The organism is Pseudoalteromonas sp. XMcav11-Q (assembly GCF_040104525.1).
In the GTDB taxonomy this organism is placed as follows: domain Bacteria; phylum Pseudomonadota; class Gammaproteobacteria; order Enterobacterales; family Alteromonadaceae; genus Pseudoalteromonas.
Genome location: NZ_JBECOX010000008.1, coordinates 218976 through 237385, shown reverse-complemented (window position 1 = coordinate 237385; position 18410 = coordinate 218976). Strand labels below are relative to the sequence as shown.

Sequence of the window (18410 nt, the reverse complement as noted above, 5' to 3'; positions counted from 1 at the left end):
TGGATATTCGGGAGCGATGTTGCTTTTAAAGTTTGTTTTGCTTGCTAAGATGAACGCTTAACTGGTTCGATCTTAGTATGGTAAAAGCTTTCAAATTGTGCTGCAGAAAGCGGCTTGCTGATCAGATATCCTTGACCAAAATCACACTCTAGCTGCTGCAATAAACGCAATTGCTCCAGTGTCTCCACGCCTTCGGCGACTACTTTCATCGATAAATTATGCGCCATGGCAATAATGGTTTTAACTAACGCTTTAGACTCGTGAGTGGTGAGCATATCGCTGATAAAACTGCGGTCTATTTTGAGTAAATCGAAGGGGTAATGACGGAGATAGTTCAGTGACGAATAGCCCGTACCAAAATCATCCAAAGATAATTTAAACCCTAACTGATGTAATTGGGTTAGGGTCTGTTTTACCTGTGCCTGTCCTGAGATCAGTACGCCTTCTGTGATCTCCAGCTCGATAAAGCGATTGGCAATCGGGATGTCTTTTACTAATAGCTCAATCTGTTTCAAAAGGCTTGGGTCTTTAAACTGCCTTGGTGATAAATTGATTGCGATACGGATGTTGGAGTCTAAGTGTTGCTGCCATTGGTGTGCTTGGTTAATAGCCGTTGAGAGCACAAACAATCCGATGTCGATGATCAAACCGCTTTGTTCCGCAACGGGAATAAACTCCGCAGGAGAGACATTACCCAGTGTTTTACTGTGCCAGCGAAGTAAAGCTTCCGCGCCAAATACATCACTGTTTTCAATATAAAATTGAGGTTGGTAAAACACTTCTAACTCGTGTTCATTTAGTGCTACGCGCAGTGCTTCCTCAATTTCAATGCGCCGAGACAACTGTTGACTCATCTTTTGATTAAATAGACAGTAGTTGTTGCGACCATTACTTTTGGCATTGTACATTGCGGTATCAGCGCAGCTAAGTAACTCTTGGGGGGAGTTCGCGTCTAAAGGATAGATAGCAACGCCTATACTGACTGAAATATTAAAATCTTTATCGTCGACAATAATGGGATGGTGAAAAAGTTTGATGAGCATATCGGCAACTGAGGTAATGTCTGCAGTATGTTTAAATCCTCCCATCAACACAATAAACTCATCACCACTAAGACGTGACACGGTATCTTGCTCACGTAGCGATTGCTTGAGCCTTTTTCCTGAAGCGATGAGAATTTGATCGCCCGTTTCGTGACCGAGTGAATCATTGATCCTTTTAAAATCATCTAAATCTATAAAAAACACCACCGCAAGCTCATCGTTGCGTTCGGCATCAAACAGTTGCTGCGCTAGCCGCTCCATCGCTAAAAAGCGATTTGGTAAATCGGTCAATGAGTCATAAAAAGCGTGATGTAAAATGACTTCTTCTTGACGCTTTTTCTCGGTGATATCTCGCACTGCAATAACCAATTGATCTGTTCCTGGAATAGGAGATAACCGAGCTTCAAATAGCTTCGCTTGATCAGCAATTGTCAGTGGATATTCTATTTGGGTTAATTGGTGGCGCTGATTGGCAGACTTGATGGCTTGGCTAAAGTGTTTAGCTGCGTGGGAGGGCAATACTTCCGACATTTTCTTGTTGATAAATTGCTCAGGCGACATATACAAGTCGTCTGATTTTCCGGTATGACATTCTAAGATAGTGCCATCCGTATTGATTATAAAGAAAATATCCGGTAATGCCTCAAAAACACTATTAATAAGTGCGTGACGGCGCTGTAATTCTTGGGTGCTTTGTAATTGTTGTTGCCAGTTTTTTTCTAACGTTTGTGCCATGACATTGAATTGCTTGGCAAGGACTCCAAGCTCGCCATGTCCCACAATGTCGGCTCTACTGCTCAAAGACTTTGTGGATAATGCATTGCCTACTTGGATCAGTCTTTTGATCGGTTTATGAATGAAGTAATGGGTAAAGCTTAGTAGCGCGATAATGATGAGTATCAAAAACACCGCTAAAATACTCGCCTTCGTTATCAACTGTTGCTTTAACGAAAGAAAAACGGTGCTTACGTCATAAATAGCAATCAGCCTAACTAAATCAGCGGACTCAGCGACGGGCACTTTAGGAGAAATGGGAATAGCTGCGAGAAAGTGCTGCTGATTAGGGTCAAATGCCACAGTGAGGTCAAGTGTGCGTAGTGTTGCTGTCACTTGCGCCTGACTGATAACTTGATTAAATACTTGCAGTCCAACCGCTGAGTGTTGGCTTTCGTTGAGGAGCGTTTCTCCTTGAATAAGGAAGAGCGCTTTATATTTACCGTCAGAATAATAATCCTCGAGAGTCAGACTTATCTGATTATCGTTGCCCTCCACAAATTCAGTGAAAAGATGTCTACCTAAATGCGTAAAGTTTTGTCTCAGCCTAGCCTCATAGCTTTCGAGCAGCATGTCTCGCTGGTTAACATATGAAATGGAGATAATAAAAGACGAGATCACCAAGCCACAGAGTACCGTGCCCCAAGTCAATGTTTGTTTTAAGTTTATAGAAATAACCCGATTACTCATAAATAACCAATTCAATTATCCTGATCTCGATTAGGTTTATTTTTTCTGCACAGCACTTCAACATTTAAGTGTAGTCCAGCTGCAAAAGCTTGTATTAGATTTGAGGGAAAACTCTTGTGGCAGAGCGAGCGCTATGGCGATGGTGTCTTGAGTTTTCGCATTAGGTCCAATCTCGTTTTCTTTCGCTTTGACCGCAAATGAATTGCTGTAAGCGAATTGGCTTTTTATATTGGTTAAAAAGAAAACAACAAAAGAGAAAAATAATGAATAAGGTCGTTAAGTGCACACTGGTTAGTATGCTATGTGCTTCTGTAAGCTCAGCGGCTCTCGCATATGACAGGATCACGGGAAAAGCTTTTGCTAGCCGTTCAGAGGTTATTGCAACTCAGGGTATGGCTGCAACTTCTCAACCACTGGCAACCCAAGTCGCAATAGAGGTATTGAAGCAAGGCGGAAACGCCATAGATGCTGCAATTGCAGCCAATGCCATGCTTGGCCTAGTGGAACCTACAGGTTGCGGTATCGGTGGCGACTTATTTGCTATTGTGTGGAACGCGAAGCAACAAAAGTTATTTGGTCTCAATGCTTCAGGGCGCTCACCAAAAAGCCTTTCGCTAGCAAAGTTACAGCAGCAAGGAGATACGATTCCAAGTTATGGGCCGCTTCCTGTTTCTGTGCCCGGTGCGGTCGATGGTTGGTTTGAACTGCACAAAAAATTTGGCAAACTGCCAATGAAACAGTTACTTCAACCCAGTATCGACTACGCTAGAAGCGGCTTTCCAGTTTCGGAGTTGATTGCTTATTACATGCAGCGCTCGGTGTCGGCCCGTGAGCAATATTCCGGATTTAAAGAAGTATTTATGCCTGAGGGTGAAATGCCTAAAAAGGGAGAGATATTTAAGAATCCGGCACTCGCTAATACCTATGAGTTACTTGCAGAAAAAGGCCGCGATGCCTTTTATAAAGGCAAAATTGCTAAAGAAATCGACCGTTACATGAAAGCCAATGGTGGATACTTAAGTTACCAAGACTTGGCTGAGCACCACAGTGAATGGGTTGACCCCGTAAGTGCTGATTATCGCGGCTACACGTTATGGGAACTACCTCCCAATGGTCAGGGCATTGCCGCCCAGCAAATTCTCAATATTTTAGAAGGCTATGATATCAAGGCAATGGGATTCGACAGCCCAGAGTATATTCACACCTTTGTTGAAGCAAAAAAACTTGCCTTTGCAGATAGAGCAAAATACTACGCCGATCCAGACTTTAATGAGATACCAGTCGCGACGCTTATTTCGCAAGCATATGCTGACGAAAGGCGTGCATTGATTGATCCAAATAAAGCAGCTAAACGCGATCATGCAGGGCCTGTAGAAGGGGATACCATTTATCTTACGACTGCCGATAAAGAAGGGAATATGGTGTCGCTGATCCAAAGTAATTTCCGTGGTATGGGCTCGGGTATGACTCCAGCTAAGCTTGGCTTTGTCTTGCAAAATAGAGGCGAGCTATTTGCGTTAGATAAAAACCACTACAACGGTTATGCGCCGGGAAAAAGACCATTTCACACCATTATTCCTGCCTTTGTCACAAAAGATGGTAAACCATGGATGAGTTATGGCGTGATGGGAGGTGCGACTCAACCGCAAATGCATGCGCAGATCCTCATTAACATGATTGATTTTGGTATGAATCTACAAGAAGCGGGCGATGCGCCTCGAATTTTGCATAGTGGTTCATCGCAGCCAACCGGTGAAATCATGACGGATGGAGGGTATATCAGTCTCGAGTCTGGCTTTTCGATGGAAACCCGTAGAGAGCTGATAAAAAAGGGTCACAAATTACAAGAAGCAGTTGGTCCTTATGGCGGTTATCAAGCGATTATGCGAGATGGTAAAACTGGAGTGTACTATGGTGCATCCGAAACAAGAAAGGATGGCCAAGCAGCAGGTTACTAAAAGCCTGATTGGGTAGTGAAATCCACACGAATTGTAACAGTTAAAGCACTTCGCTTTTTGTTATCTTGATGTAATATTATTGTCGTTAAACGGAAATTTAAGGAACAATAACATGACAAAAATAATAACAAAGCGAAGTGCCTTGTCGACACTCGTTGCGGCGCTTTTAACTACGCAGAGTTGGGTAGTATTTGCTGACACCATTATCAATAATGTTTACTCAGAAAAGGGCTTAGCTGGTACGCTAAGCCAAGAAAAAATCGACGAGCAAAACTATACAGCCAAAATTGAGTTTGGCTGGAACAACCGTCGGATCTTAATTGATGAAACCTTAAAGTTGAATGAAAAAGGGTTACCCATCAATTTTAGTCTTAAAGGACGTTCTGCTTTTGGCTCCACAATTGATGAAACGTTTAGTTATAACAGAGGCATTGCGCAGTGGAAAAGTGTCAATGAATCAGGCATTAAAGCTGACGCGACACTCGATTTCTACATACCGTCTAATAACCACCTTGCACTAGATAACGCGACGATGCGTTATGTTCTAAAAAATAATAAATACGAATTAGATGTTTACCCTCAAGGTAAAATGCTTATCGAAAAAATGAAGACGATGAAGTTGGGGGAACAAACCGTTCATCTATTAGTAACGAGTGGCCTTAGTCTTACCCCTAATTTTGCATGGTATGACGACGATGGTAACTATTTCGCGCAAAGTTGGGGGCCAATGTATGTCTTGCGCGACGGCTACACCAAAGCACAGTTCGAAGAACTTGAGGCTATCCAAAAACAAGCCGAACAGCAACATCTAGAAAACCTCGCTAACAAGCTGACACATGATGTCCCTGCATTACTTATTGAAAATGTTGCCGTCTTTGATGGTGAGCAGAAAAAACTGCTGAAAAACCATGATGTGTTGATTAAAAATGGCAAGATTGTAGAAATTGCTAAACATATTAAAAAGCAAAATGGCGTGGTTAGCCTTGATGGAAAAGGGAAAACCTTGATCCCTGGGCTTTGGGATATGCACGGTCATTTATCAAAAGAGAACGGTATTTTAAATATTGCGAACGGTGTTACCAGCGTTAGAGACATGGGTAACGAGCACGACAATATTATGGAAATTGAAGCACTATTTAATACCAATCAGGTGTTGGGCTCGCGTGTATATCGTGCTGGCTTTATGGATAAATTCAGCGAAAACTCAGCAGGCTTAAGTGTGAAGTCATTGGAAGAAGCGCTCGAGACGGTCGATTTCTTTGCCGATAATGGCTATGTTCAAGTGAAGCTCTATTCTTCTATCGATCCGAACTGGGTAAAGCCTATTTCTGAACGTGCACATAGCCGTGGATTGAGGCTTAGCGGTCACGTGCCCGCGTTTATGACGGCAGAGCAAGCCATTGAAAATGGTTATGATGAGATTCAGCACATTAATATGCTATTCCTTAATTTCCTTGCTGGTGAAGAAGTGGATACCAGAACACAAAAACGGTTTTCACTGATGGGAGAGCAAGCCTCTGGCTTATCACTTGATAGTCCAGAGATGAATGCATTCATCAAGTTACTAAGTGATAAGCGCATCGTTGTGGATCCTACCGTATCTACATTCAGAAGCTTATTGATGGCAGAAGATCAAAAGATCAATCCGGAATTTGCTGCTATTTCAGAGCATATGCCAATTGCATTCGCTCGCGGTTTAAAAGGGGCTGAGATGCATGTTGATGAACAGTTTAAACTGAGCTATCAAGAGTCAGGTGAAGCAATGCAAAAAATGCTGAAAAAGCTCTATGATGCTGGTGTTCCAATGGTACCTGGAACGGATAATATTGCAGGCTTTACCTTGATCCGTGAGCTAGCACTTTACGTTGATGCGGGCATTCCTGCGGCCGATGTGCTGAATATGGCAACGCTTGAGAGTGCTAAATTGATGGGGGTTGCGCATCAAACCGGTTCAATTGCCAAAGGCAAAGTGGCAGATCTAGTGTTGATCGATGGCGATCCACTTAAGGATATAACAGCACTGCAAAAAGCGACATTGGTGATCAAAGGTGAGCAAGCGTTTAAGCCTGCTGAAATTTACCAAGCGATTGGCGTTAAGCCGTTCACTACCTCGCCTTCGCTAAAGTAATATTAAGCACATCACAAAAGTAATAGTTTGATGCTATAAAACCAGTGCAAAAAATATAACACTTGCACTGGTTTTATTTTCGTTACCTCGATATCAGACTAAATTGTATTTCTGAGTTTTATCAAAAGTGTTTCTAAAACAGAAGTTTGTTTAAAAAACAAACAAAATGTTCTGGCTTTCCTGTTACTACCTAATAAAAAATTCCTAAAAACGGTTTGGTGTAATCTTGTGTAATGGATAAATTTACTTTTTTGTTAATAAAGCGGTTTATTTATCAGTTTCTTGTGCTAGCCTTTTTCAGTACAGATCACGAGTCGTTGATGTGAAGCCATATAAATTGTGTGCGTTTTACCAGCTTCGGTATGGTCTTTTTTATAACTCTATTTGAGACTTTGATGTCGTCACCCTCGCGTACAAGGATGGTAAAAAAGTTGCCATATTCAAGCGTTAAAGTGACAGTGAGTAATTACAGCAATGTTGTATATATGCTGCAAGCAAATAGCAAAAGGTGCTGTTGATTAACTTGGCTCGTGGTTTTAGCGGTTAGTTAACCTTTATAGATATACCCTACAAACGTTCTCCTACTTCAGTGGGTCCTGTGTTTGTTGCGGTTAAGTAATTGATTGGTTTTTTACAACGTTACTGATGGTTAACTGTCGCAAGCCAAATTGATACTGCTCGCGCTGTTGCCAAAGGAATCCCAACCAAGTTATGGGGATGGCATGAATACAAATATTGTTACTATACTCGCGGGTTTAGCGCGTACTCGATCTCAAGAGATTGCCTATCAGTATTTTTACGATGAGGCATTACCAAGTAAAACCATTTCCTACCAAGAACTGCATGAGCGTGCAGCCTCTATTGCTGAGACATTGAGTGAATATTTTGAACCGGGTGACAGAGCATTATTACTGTACAACTCTGGATTTGAATTTATTGAAGCCTTTTTTGCGTGTTTATACGCCGGGATAATTGCGGTACCGGTTTATCCTCCTAAAAAGAATCAAAATGTTGATCGTCTGCGCGCCATCATCGAAGACGCAGGTGCCAAAGGTGCACTTACCAGTGAAAAGATCAATGAAATCGCCAAGCCATTGCTTGATTCTGAGCCAAGTCTAGCGCAGTTAGCACTATTTACTACCGATAACATTGCACTTAAATCGACGACTCAACAGTGGCCTCGTGCACAAATCCGTGGTGAGCAACTAGCATTTTTGCAATATACCTCAGGCTCGACGGGCACACCTAAAGGCGTAATGGTAACTCACGACAATATTCTTGATAATCAGGCGCTAATGAAAGAAGCGTTTGGTCACAATAGCAACTCTGCGATTGTAAGTTGGTTGCCTCATTTCCATGATATGGGACTGATTTTTGGCATAATGCACCCAATTTATATCGGTGCGACAGCTGCGCTGATGAATCCGGCTTATTTCCTGCAAAAACCACTACGTTGGCTAAAACTGCTTTCACAAACCAAAGCATTAACGTCAAGTGCGCCAAACTTTGCCTATGATCTGTGTGTGGACACCGTCAAAGATGAAGACCTTAAAGACTTAGATTTGTCCCATTGGCGCTCGGCATTAAATGGCGCAGAACCAGTGCGTGCCAGCACGTTAGAGCGCTTTTATCAAAAGTTTAAAGTGTGTGGCTTACAAAGAGAGAGTATCGCACCTTGTTACGGCATGGCAGAAACCACTTTATTTGCAACTGGTGGACATCTTCTAGAAAAGCCAAAGATATTACGTATTGATGCAGCCAAGCTACAGCAGGGCATAGCCGAACAAGTCGCAGATGAAGATACAGTAGATGCGTTTTATGCATTAGATGTGGCTGATGAACAGCAACCTTATTACGCTGTATCTTCTGGCGTGAGTTGGGGCGAGCATTGCATTGCGATTGTTAACCCAGAGTCTTTTGAAGCATGCAATGATGGTGAAACCGGAGAAATTTGGGTAACTGGTCCAAGTGTAGCAAAGGGATATTGGAATAACCCAGCGGCAACCGAGGCTACATTTCATGCCAGAATTAAAGGTGCTGACGAGCGGGCTTATCTCCGTACTGGTGATTTAGGCTTTATCCAGCGTGGGGAATTGTTCGTTACAGGACGCGCCAAAGATGTGCTTATCTTCCGCGGTAAAAACTACTACCCGCAAGATATAGAGCTTACAGTTACACAAGCAAGCGATAGCTTAGAACAAAATGGCGGCGCAGCGTTTTCGGTCGCCGCTAATGGTGATGAAGAGCGTTTAGTGATAGTACAACAAGTAAAGCGTACTGCACTAAGAAAGTTAAATGCTGAGCAGGTATTACAGCAGATCACCGCTGCGATCGTTGAGCACCACGGCATTACGCCTTATGACATCGTATTGATAAAGCCTGGTCGCATTCATAAAACATCGAGCGGTAAAATTCAGCGCCAAGAGAATAAACGCAGTTATTTAACCAATAATTTTGAAGTAATTGCGCGTGTCCGTGAAGAAGCTACGTCACAACAACTTGAAGCGCCATCATCCTCATCGTCACTACAGCAAATTCAGCGGTTATTACAAGAGTTAGTCGCACAAGAAATAGATAAGCCCGCGCGTAGTTTGGATATCGACGCGCCATTCTTGGCATTAGGTGTGGATTCGATGAAAGCGGTGCGGATCTCAGGGGAGTTAATGGAAGTACACGAGCTAGACCTTGAGCCTACGGTACTTTACGAATATCCCTCCATTCGCGAACTAGCCCAGTATTTAAGTCAGTTTAGTACGCTAACCCAAGCTCTAGGGCAGACAGAGCTTAACGAGTCGAAAGGTACCACTGAGCAAGCGAATAATACGCAAGCCTCTCGCCGAACTGAAGATATTGCGGATACAGATATTGCCGTGATTGGCATGGCCTGTCGTTATCCTTTAGCAAATGGATTAGATGCATTTTGGCAGCTGTTAAGCCAACAGGGCGATGGGATCACCACGCCAGATCCTAAGCGCCAGCAGCTTTGCCCGAATCTTGAAGCCGACCGACTCGGTGGCTATTTAGAGAATGTCGATGAGTTTGATGCTGCATTATTCGGCATCTCGCCACTCGAAGCTAAGCATATCGACCCACAACATAGATTACTGCTCCAAACGACTTATCACGCTATACAGCATGCCGGTTACCAACCCGCCACGCTCGCAGGTAGCAATATTGGCGTGTATGTCGGTATATCGCAAAATGATTACTTTTTATTGTCGCAACAACAGCAAAAAAGTACCGCGTATTTAGGCACGGGCACAGCACTGAGCATTGCAGCAAACCGTATTTCTTATAGCTTTAATTTTACTGGCCCGAGCGTGGCGATTGATACGGCGTGCTCGTCATCGCTGGTGGCACTTCATCATGCAATTCAAGCACTAAGAAATGGAGAAACGAACGCGGCGTTGGTGGCGGGCGTTAATCTTATTCTGAGCGATGATGTGACTAAGGCCTGTGAAAACGCACAAATGTTGGCAGCAGACGGCCATTGCAAAACCTTTTCACAGGCAGCGGATGGCTATGTGCGAAGTGAAGGAGTTGGGGTGGTGATGCTAAAGCCGCTACAACAAGCCATGGCAGACAACGACCCAATTGTTGGTGTACTCAAAGGCAGTGCAATTAATCAAGACGGCCGCAGCAATGGCATTACCGCGCCAAATAGTGCCGCGCAACAGGCTGTGATCAATGCCGCCCTTGATAATGCCAAGATGCAGGCGGGAGATATCCACTATGTGGAAACCCATGGCACGGGTACGGAGCTTGGCGATCCTATCGAGATCACAGCATTAAACCGCACGTATGGAGAACATCATAGTCGTCATGATCCGGTTATTCTCGGTGCGGTAAAAGCGAATATTGGTCACCTTGAATCCGGTGCGGGTATTGCTGGGCTTATCAAAACGCTACTGTGTTTACAGCATGGGCAAATTCCTGCGCAGCGTTACAGTGAGGTGTTAAATCCGCATATCCCATGGCAAAAGCTCCCATTTATGGTGCCGCAAAACATGCAGACATGGTCTGTACAACAAGGGGGGATAAGAGCCGCTGGATTAAGCTCTTTTGGTTTTGGTGGTACTAATGCACATGTGATCTGCGCACAAGCGCCTGTACTTGAACCCAGCACACAAGCTGAAGTAACACCACCTTCGTTTTATCTATTGCCTCTCGCTGCTAAATCGAAAGCTGCATTGCAGCAACTTGCTGGTCACTATAGTGAACGATTGTCGAGTCTGACTCCTCAAGCATTTGATGACTTCTGCGCACAAAATGCCGAGCAAGTGCCGCTTAAAGGTGTGCATAAAACGTTTAGTGGTGTGAGTAGAGAAGCACTTATTTCGCAACTGAATAGTTCCATTATTGCTGAACAGTCCTCGGCAAATACTGCACCAGAAGTTGCGCTTTTGTTCACCGGACAAGGTTCACAATACCCCTTGATGGCCCTCTCTTTATATCAACACCACGCAGTGTTTCGCAGTCACTTAGATGACATTGACAGCCTGATTGGCGAGCGCTTTGGAGCACGCCTGTTGGATGTGTTATTCGATGAAAAGCATAGTGAACTGCTGGCACAAACCCGTTGGACGCAAGTGAGCTTGTTTGCCGTTGAATACAGCTTGGCAAACTTATTGATGCATTATGGGGTGAAGCCATCCCTGCTACTCAGTCATAGCGTTGGTGAGTATGCAGCGGCTTGTATTGCTGGCGTGTTCTCGCTTCGAGATGGTGTTGAGTTGATTGCAGCGCGTGGTCAACTAATGCATGAATTACCGATAAAAGGCAGCATGATCGCCGCAAGATGTGATGAAATAACCGCACGTAATTGCTTGAGTGAGATTCAGGAGCAAGTGGTGATCTCAGCCTTCCATGGTGAGGCTGGGGTAGTATTCTCCGGTGCTGATGAAGCAATCACAGCCCTCAGTGACGTGCTTGCAGCACAGCAAATTAAAGTAAAAGCGCTGCATACGGCAAACGCTTTCCACTCTCCATTGATGGCCCCCATGCTAGAGGCCTTTAGGGAAGTCGCTGAACAGGTTAGATTCCAACAGCCTCGGCTGCCTTTTGTTTCATCCATGACGGGGCAAGTGGAGTCTACACTTATCGCTACGGCCGAGTATTGGGTTGAACAAATTAAGGCACCGGTTCGCTTTGTTGACTGTGTAACTGCGCTTGAGTCACTAGAGCATGGCTTAGCGATTGAGCTTGGTCCCAAACCTATTTTGAGTGGCTTACTACAAGAAAACAGCAATAACAAAGCGCTCAATTATGCTCATGTATTGCACCCCAAAGGCGATGACAGCAAGAGGTTCGCCGAGTGTTTGGGCACATACCTCGACTTAGGCGGGCCGCTCGAATGGCAACAGGTGTATGGCAATCGTCCGAGCGCTAGAGCGAGCTTGCCGCAATATCCATTTGATTGCAGCTCATACTGGATTTTTGGTACTGAACAATCACAGCCCGAAGCTCTGACTGTGGTGGATACAAGTGACCGTGATGCTCAGATCCGCAGCTTTGTGCTCAATACCCTAGCGGGACTCTTATCGATGCCCGCTAATGCTATCCAAACCAACCTCCCTTTGCTAGAAATGGGGGTTGATTCGTTGATGATCATGCAGGCCGTTAGAGTATATGAGCGGGAATTCGGTTTAGAGTTTAGTGTTCGTCAATTTTATCAAGAGCTTAGCGATGTCGATAAGTTAGTGGCCTATATTCAAAGCCATAGTGACTATCTCAAAGTGCCGCAAAGTCCTCAACAAGCTGGCAGTTTGCCATCACCTGTATCGGTAACGACTGATACGCCAAAAGGTAGTGCAGTAGAGGCTGACAACCACACACTCGTCGCTGTCTATCAGGCGCAATTGCAGGCGGCAAGCACAGTGACCAGCGCTGAAGCGAGAGCCGCGTTAGAAGCGGTGGTGGGGCAGCAGTTACGCCATATACAGGGCGTGAAAGTTGAAAGCAGTGCTGTCACCTCGACAACAACCTTGGTATCAAAAACCCAGCCAAGCAGAGCCCAATCTGTATTACCAGGCGCACAGCAAAAGCAAGTGCAGCGTGCCAATAGCAGCCCAGCCATGCGTCAACATCTTGCTGCATTGAGTGACTCTTACATTGCGAAAACGCACAGTTCAAAAGCGCTAGTGAGCAAATATCGCGCACGCCTTGCGGATTGCCGAGCATCGGCGGGTTTTAGACTGTCGAGCAAAGAGCTACTTTATCCGGTGTTTTCTAAGCGCTGTGAGGGCGCATATATCTGGGATATCGATGATAATCGCTATATTGATATCACCATGGACTTTGGTACTAACTTATTTGGTCATAATCCTGATTTTATCAAAGCAGCGCTGGCGCAACAGCTTGAAGCCGGGATGCAACTGGGGCTTGCAAGTCCTGATGCGCCTGAGGTTGCTGCACTTATCTGTGAGCTGACTGGGCTTGAGCGGGCATCGTTTTGTAACTCTGGTACAGAGGCGGTCATGACGGCGCTACGCTTGGCAAGAACGGTGACCAAACGCGATAAAATTGTTCAGTTCTCAGGTGCGTATCATGGTCACTATGATGGTACTTTAGCAACTGAGTCGCCAGAGCAAGGCGTAGAGGCAATGTGTGCTGGAGTGCGTTATGGCGCAATCGCCGATAATCTCGTTTTACCTTATGGTGATGATGAGGCGCTAGAGGTTATTACCCGAGAGGCGCAACATATTGCCGCGGTGATTGTTGAGCCGGTACAAAGCCGTCATCCTGAAAATCAGCCTTGGGCGTTTTTACGTAAACTACGTACGCTTACCGAAGCGTATGGTATTGCCCTCATTTTTGACGAAATGATCACTGGCTTTAGAGCACATCCCGGTGGTGTTCAAGGCTTGATAGGGGTTAAGGCCGATATGGCAACCTATGGCAAAATCGTCGGTGGTGGTATGCCTATCGGTGTAGTCGCGGGGGCCGCTACCTATCTCGATGCCATTGACGGAGGAAATTGGCAATACGGAGATGACTCCTACCCTTTGACCGATACCACCTTCTTTGCCGGGACTTTCTGCAAACATCCAATGACCATGGCGAGCGCCAAAGCGGTGTTGCAAGCTATTAAGTCGCAAGGTCCAACGTTACAACAAGGGATCAACGACAAAACCGCGGCATTTAAAGCACATCTCAATGCGTTTTTTGAAACCCATGACGTACCCATTCGAATAGAAGCGTTTGCCTCATTATTCCGTTTTCGCTTTTCGCAAAATCTTGATGTGTTCTTTTATGAAATGCTAGAGCGCGGTGTGTTTATCTGGGAAGGGCGAAACTGCTTTTTCAGTGCCGCCCATACAGATGAAGACATTGCAGCGGTGATAAACGCAGTTGAAGCCAGTGTACTTAGCTTAAAACGTGCGGGCTACTTTGGTGAAACGAGTCAAAGTGATGACGATGCTGCATTTCCACTTAGCCATAGCCAGCAGCAGCTATTAGCGATGGCGTTGACCTCAAGTGATGGAGCGAGTGCATATCAACTACAAGCGATATTAAAGCTCTCCGGCAAGCTCGATTTACCGCGGCTGCAACAAGCCGTTACCGCGGTCTGCCGCGACTTCCCAATCTTGCGTTTTGGTGTCGATAGTGACCGCTTAATGCAATATTGCCGAGTGGAAAAAGCCGAGTTGCATGTTGAGCCATGGAGTGAGGACGACCAAGTAACATTGCAAACGCGGTTATCCGCGCTGCGTTATCAACCATTTGACTTTGCAAAAGACCCACTTTGTAGAGTGACGCTGTTGAGTGATGGCAAAGCGCAGCACTATCTAAGTGTTGTAGCCCATCATGTGATCTGCGATGGGCTTTCACTACAAATGGTGCTGGCAGCAATCGCTGAGCGCTACAATCAAGATGCAAAACAAAATGAGGTGGCAAGCCGAGCTGTCTCCTTTAGTCACTATGTTGATAGCTTGCAGGCATATTCGCATTCACCAGAAGCTGCAAAAAACCAAGCTTTTTGGCATCAGTGCTTAGCGAGTTCAACACCACTTGCGCTACCAAAATCAACAGCGCTGAGCGTGGCTTCATACCAAGTTAATCAGCTCACATTACCCATTTCATCGAGTGCAATCCGAAACACTGAGACCCTAGCTCAATTTTTGCGTTGTGGGCAATTTGCAACCATGCTTGCACTGTATTGCTTGTGGCTACACAAGTTAAGCGGCCAGACTGTGATAAGTGTAGGAGTGCCGGTATCAGATAGGCAACGACTAGCATCGCAGTTTGAGCCTGAGTTACTCGACCAAGCCTTACTGGGTTATTGCACCAATATCTTACCCATTGTGGTGGATATAGCAGGCCTTAGCACTATCGGTGAGCTGGTACAGCGGGTGCAAAACACCTTACTTGATGCCTTTGATCACCAAACTCATCCGTATGCAAGCCTTGCCGATGAACAGCTAATTCTACCTAGTACTTTGTTTAATCTAGATAAAGTTACTACTTTGCCGAGCTTTAACAGGTTAGAAGTTGAGGTACAGCCAAGTGTCGCTAAATTTGGCCAATTTGAACTGACGACAAATATGACCTGTGTTGCGGGACAGTGGTCACTGTTAGTGGAATATCACACGGCGAAATTTGATACTGAATTAATGACCCAGTACGTGGCTAAGTTTGTCCATTTGCTGTCGCAGGTTCAAGGCAACACACCGATAGGGGCTCAAAATGAGCTGATACAAAGTAGTGATGATGTGTATCGATTGGTTGAGTTACCGCTACAGCAAGAGAAATCGGTTAAGGTCGCGACGAGTTTCGTTGAAACTTGGCAGCACAATGTGTCGCGTTGCAGCGCACGTACGGCACTGGTAACGGATGATGTGAGTCTCAGTTATGAGGCACTAGATTCGCGTGTTAACCAACTCGCTCACTACTTGATGAAGCAGCAGGTAACGCCCAATAGTATCGTGGCGGTGGCATTACCACGCCGGGCGGAGCTGTTGGTAGCACTCATGGCGGTGATGAAAGCTGGAGCGGCATTTTTACCGCTTGATTTAACGTTCCCCGATGAGCGCATCGCGCATATCTTAGAGGATGCCAAAGTGAGTGTTGTGCTGTGTGATGCCAGCAGTGCAGAGTCTGCGTTATTCAATCTCGGTCGTTTCAAACGAGTCTGTATGGATAGCGATGCAGAAGAAATTGCCAAAAGTTCGACTCGCAGCCCAAGCTTGCTAATTCAAGCTCAGCAGCGTGCTTACGTGATTTATACCTCTGGTTCCACGGGGTTACCCAAGGGCGTTGAAGTTAGTCACGGGGCATTTGCTAATTTGCTTGCATCTATGTGTCGTGAACCAGGGCTAGTGGTAGATGACCGCTTATTGGCCATCACCACGGTGGCATTTGATATTGCCTTGCTAGAGTTGTTTGGGCCATTACTGGTTGGTGCGTCGGTGGTGCTGGCAAGTGATGAAAGTATTAGCGATCCTGCTGTGCTTGGCGCGCTTATTGAACAGCAGCAGATCACGGTGATGCAGGCAACGCCAACGCTATGGCAATTAGTGTTAAATGCGGCGCCAGCATGCACTTCTGGCATAAAAGTATGGAGTGGCGGTGAGCCTTTACCTCAGGCACTGGCCGCGCAGTTACTTAGTCACAGTAAAGCGGTTTATAACTTATACGGGCCAACCGAAACCACGATTTGGTCGGCGGTGGCACATATCGACAATGCCGCAGAGATAACCATTGGTAAAGCGATACAAAATACTAGCTTATTTGTGCTCCCAACAGAGTGCCATGGTGAAGGGCTGCCTTTACCCGACGGCGTATGGGGCGAGTTATACATTGGTGGCAGTGGTGTTGCTATGGGTTATTTACATCAAGCGGAGCTGACCGAGCAGCGTTTTATCAATCATCAATTTACAACCTCCATTAGCCGCAGCTTATACAAGACGGGAGACAAAGCGAGGCGTTTAGCTGATGGCCATTTTGAAGTAAAAGGACGCTTAGATAATCAAATTAAACTCCATGGTCATCGTATAGAGCTTGGCGATATTAGCCATCACCTGGGACGGATACTCAATACTAGTGAAGTCGATGTTTGCGTACAAACGCTAGAAACTGGCCCATGTCTGTGTGGTTATATGATTGATGATGGTGAGTTATCAACCGAGTGGTCTTCGCCTCGGCTGCGTCAAGCGCTTGGTGAGTGGTTACCAAGTTACATGGTGCCTGAGCATTTTGTTTGGTTAAGTCAATGGCCGATGACACCAAATGGTAAGCGCGACCGAAAAGCACTACCAATGCCTGCTGTTGAGCAAGTATCAGAAATATGCACGTTGGCTCCTCGCACTGAAACAGAAAAACAGCTGCATCAACATTATATAGCGCTTCTCCCTGTTGAGCAGTTGGGCGTCACAGCACGTTTTGTGGATAGCGGCGGCAATTCGGTGATTGGTATGCAGTTGGTATCGAGACTCAACCGAGCTTTCAATATTAAATTGACCATTGGCGACATCTTTGAGCACGCCTGTATTGCAGAGCTTGCTGAGTGTATCGAAGCGCTAAAACAAGCTCATGATGCTATTTCGGTGGAGACGCAGACTCCAAACGTAGAGAAAGTCAGTGATATTGTAAGCGACCGAGATTTGAGTGCAGCGCTAAGTGATAAATCTATGACGGAGATGGACTTGTAATGATGGAAAACTTTGCAATAAAACAGTGGTTAGATGAGCTGGACCGTCAACAGATTTATGTTTATTTACAGCAAGATAAATTAAAACTTAGAACACCGCTTGGGCAGGTGCCTGAGGGTATTCTGGATAAGATAAAGGCGCACAAAACTGCGCTTATCACCTACCTTCAGGGGCAACAAAAGCAATCTGCTGCGCTCTCGGCAGCACAGCAAAGAATGTGGTTTATTGATAAATATGAAGGGGGCACTGCGGCATACAACATGGCTGGGCTAGTTAAATTATCGCAGTCATTTTCAGTCACGGACATTGAACAAGCGTTGAGCCGCTTGATAGCTAAGTACGATATTTTGAGAGCACGATTTATCACGGTTGAAGGGAAGGTGGTGCAGCAAATTGAACCTGCTGAGGCGATGAAAATTGCTGTGATGACCGTGGATGAAGAAGCGCTACCCAATCAGCTACCAGAGTCGATTAAAGAGGCTGTGGGGTATCAGTTTGATCTTGCCAACGAGTCGCTGCTGCAAGTGACGGCTTTAGTGAGTAACTCTCACACTGCTTGCCGCTGGTTACTCGTTAACATGCATCATATTATTAGTGATGGCTGGAGCGTGACTATATTTATCAACGCACTGCTGTATGAGCTATCGGAGGCGTGTGTTGAGCTTCCCGATTTACAGTATGTTGACTATGTGCACTGGGAGCAGCAATTAAGACAATCCCCAGACTATCAACAACAATTGGCTTATTGGACTGAGCAGTTAGAGGCATTTACACCGTTTGAATTGTCCACCAGCTATCCAAGAAAAAAAGAAAAGCAGTACCAAGGTGACACGGTTCGTTGTTCGTTTAACGCAGAACAAATACAACGATTAGATAAAGCTTGCCACAGCGATGGCGTAACACATTTTACCGCCTTGCTGGGCGTGTTTTACATCTTGCTTTATCGCTACAGTGAGCAAGCCGATATTACCTTAGGGGTGCCGGTTGCAAATCGTCAGCAAAGCGAGTTTGAAGCTATGCTTGGCTGCTTTATTAATACCTTGCCACTGCGTATGCAGATAAACGGACATCACTCCATGAGTGAGGCGATTAAGGCGCTGCAATACAAAGTATTGCAAGGGCTTAGTAATCAAAACGCTGCCGTGGAAGACATCATTGAAGCGCTAGA

At 45.4% G+C, this 18410-nt stretch carries 5 protein-coding genes (1 of these 5 only partly in view); 4 read left to right on the top strand and 1 reads right to left on the bottom strand.

The features are described 5' to 3' along the window. Positions 1-44 precede the first annotated feature (44 nt). Entirely contained in the window at positions 45-2507 is a 2463-nt protein-coding gene (locus tag ABMY45_RS14785; RefSeq protein WP_349289075.1) for an EAL domain-containing protein, read from the bottom strand. Between the two features lie 263 nt (positions 2508-2770). Between ABMY45_RS14785 and ggt the strand changes: the two genes are divergently transcribed. The 4 genes from ggt to ABMY45_RS14765 all read left to right on the top strand — a co-directional run. Continuing rightward, a complete protein-coding gene (gene ggt / locus ABMY45_RS14780; protein WP_349289074.1) occupies positions 2771-4465 on the top strand; it encodes a gamma-glutamyltransferase in 1695 nt (564 codons plus the stop codon). A 112-nt stretch (positions 4466-4577) separates the two neighbouring features. Next, positions 4578-6593 carry an amidohydrolase family protein gene (locus ABMY45_RS14775; RefSeq protein ID WP_349289073.1) on the top strand — a complete coding sequence of 672 codons (2016 nt, stop codon included), beginning with the start codon at positions 4578-4580 and terminating at the stop codon, positions 6591-6593. A gap of 722 nt (positions 6594-7315) precedes the next feature. Then, positions 7316-17242 carry an amino acid adenylation domain-containing protein gene (locus tag ABMY45_RS14770; RefSeq protein ID WP_349289072.1) on the top strand — a complete coding sequence of 3309 codons (9927 nt, stop codon included), beginning with the start codon at positions 7316-7318 and terminating at the stop codon, positions 17240-17242. Continuing rightward, positions 17242-18410, top strand: the beginning of a protein-coding gene (locus ABMY45_RS14765) for an amino acid adenylation domain-containing protein (RefSeq protein WP_349289071.1). Its footprint extends 8659 nt past the window's final position; the window shows 1169 of its 9828 coding nt (coding positions 1-1169); its start codon is at positions 17242-17244; the stop codon falls past the right edge of the window. Before ABMY45_RS14770 ends, ABMY45_RS14765 begins: the two co-directional genes overlap by 1 nt.

Bases quoted from the DNA above. Each gene is read 5' to 3' on its own strand.
- ABMY45_RS14785 (WP_349289075.1), bottom strand. From the start codon at position 2,507: ATGAGTAATCGGGTTATTTCTATAAACTTAAAACAAACATTGACTTGG.
- ggt (WP_349289074.1), top strand. From the start codon at position 2,771: ATGAATAAGGTCGTTAAGTGCACACTGGTTAGTATGCTATGTGCTTCT.
- ABMY45_RS14775 (WP_349289073.1), top strand. From the start codon at position 4,578: ATGACAAAAATAATAACAAAGCGAAGTGCCTTGTCGACACTCGTTGCG.
- ABMY45_RS14770 (WP_349289072.1), top strand. From the start codon at position 7,316: ATGAATACAAATATTGTTACTATACTCGCGGGTTTAGCGCGTACTCGA.